The organism is Pantoea eucrina, assembly GCF_002095385.1.
Classification (GTDB): domain Bacteria; phylum Pseudomonadota; class Gammaproteobacteria; order Enterobacterales; family Enterobacteriaceae; genus Pantoea; species Pantoea eucrina.
Genome location: NZ_MIPP01000089.1, coordinates 1 through 1,560, shown reverse-complemented (window position 1 = coordinate 1,560; position 1,560 = coordinate 1). Strand labels below are relative to the sequence as shown.

The 1,560-nt window shown below is 67.2% G+C and carries 2 protein-coding genes; one reads left to right on the top strand and one right to left on the bottom strand.

The window, feature by feature from the left end:
- Positions 1 to 1,213 (bottom strand): ATP-dependent helicase HrpB (gene hrpB / locus HA43_RS18475; RefSeq protein WP_094112330.1); only part of this gene is annotated, 1,213 nt, incomplete at its 3' end.
- A gap of 36 nt (positions 1,214 to 1,249) precedes the next feature.
- Here hrpB and thpR point away from each other — a divergent pair.
- Positions 1,250 to 1,560: RNA 2',3'-cyclic phosphodiesterase (gene thpR, locus HA43_RS18470; protein WP_094112329.1), on the top strand; the 311-nt coding region annotated here is incomplete at its 3' end.

The following is a 1,560-nucleotide window of genomic DNA, read 5'->3' as shown; positions in this document are numbered from 1 at the left end:
GCGCGTCCGCCGCCTGCAGGTTGCGGGCCGGCGGCAGGTCAAGCCACTGCAGCTGCGCTGCCGTGCTACAGCCCCACTGCAGCAGCTCCAGCCGCAGACCGGCGAGATCGCTGCTTAAGATCTCTGCATCACTCTGCGCCGGCGCGCGCAGCGCCTGCTCCTGTGCCAGCAGATGCAGGCAGATACCCGGCTCAAGCCGGCCGGCGCGCCCGGCGCGCTGCGTCATGGATGCCTGACTGATACGCTGCGTTTGCAGCCGGGTGACGCCGCTGCGGGCATCAAACTGCGCGACCCGCTCCAGCGCGCTATCGACCACCAGACGGATCCCCTCGATGGTCAGGCTGGTCTCCGCAATGTTCGTAGCGAGCACGACCTTCCGGCGGCCGGCGGCGGCCGGCAGAATGGCGCGCCGCTGCGCCTCCAGCGGCAGCGCACCGTAGAGCGGAGCCAGATCGATATCGTCCCCCACCCGTGCGCTCAGCTCCCGCCTGACACGCTCAATCTCCGCCACGCCCGGCAGAAACAGCAGCAGCGAGCCGTGCTCCTCGCGCAGCAGCTGGGCGACCTCGCGCGCCACCGCCTCCTCAAAACGCGTCTGCGGATTGAGGCTGGCATAGCGGCGCGCCACCGGATAACTGCGTCCGGCCGATACAATGGCAGGCGCAGCGGGCAGCAGCGCCTGCAGACGCTGATTATCCAGCGTGGCGGACATCAGCAGCAGCTTCAGGTCATCGCGCAGCCCCTGCTGCACATCCAGTAGCAGCGCCAGCGCCAGATCGGCCTGCAGGCTGCGCTCATGAAACTCATCAAGGATCACCAGCGCTACACTCTCCAGCATGGGATCGCGCTGCAGCATGCGCGTCAGGATCCCCTCGGTGACCACTTCGAGTCGGGTATGCGCACCGACGCAGCTCTCACCGCGCAGCCGGTAACCCACGGTGTCGCCCGGCTGCTCGCCAAGCTGCTCCGCCAGCCGCTGGGCCACATTGCGCGCCGCCAGACGACGCGGTTCCAGCATAATAATACGCCCCGGCAGCGACGCCTGCTGCAGCAGCTGCAGCGGCAGCCAGGTCGATTTTCCTGCGCCGGTAGGGGCCGCCAGCAGCACCTGGGGCGAACGCTCCAGCGCCGTCAGCAGCGCAGGCAATACCTCGCTGACCGGTAATTCACTCACGCTCTTCTCCTGCTCTGCCTGTGCTAATATGGCGCGCATTGTACACCACCCGGCGCAGATTACCGGAGCACGCTTATGACCACGCAACGCCTGTTTTTTGCTCTTGAACTGCCTGCTCCGCTTCAGCAGCAGCTGGTGCAGTGGCGGGCGGATAATTTTGCCGCTGAGGCCGGTACGCCGGTTGCAGCGGCCAACCTGCATCTGACGCTGGCGTTTCTGGGTGAGGTGAGCCGCGAGACGCAGGAGAGCCTGCAACAGCTCGCCGCGCGTATTACCCAGCCCGCTTTTACGCTTGACCTGGATGATGCCGGACACTGGCCACGCCCCGGCGTAGTATGGCTCGGCTGCCGCCGCGCGCCGCGCGGACTGCTGCAGCTGGCGTCGCT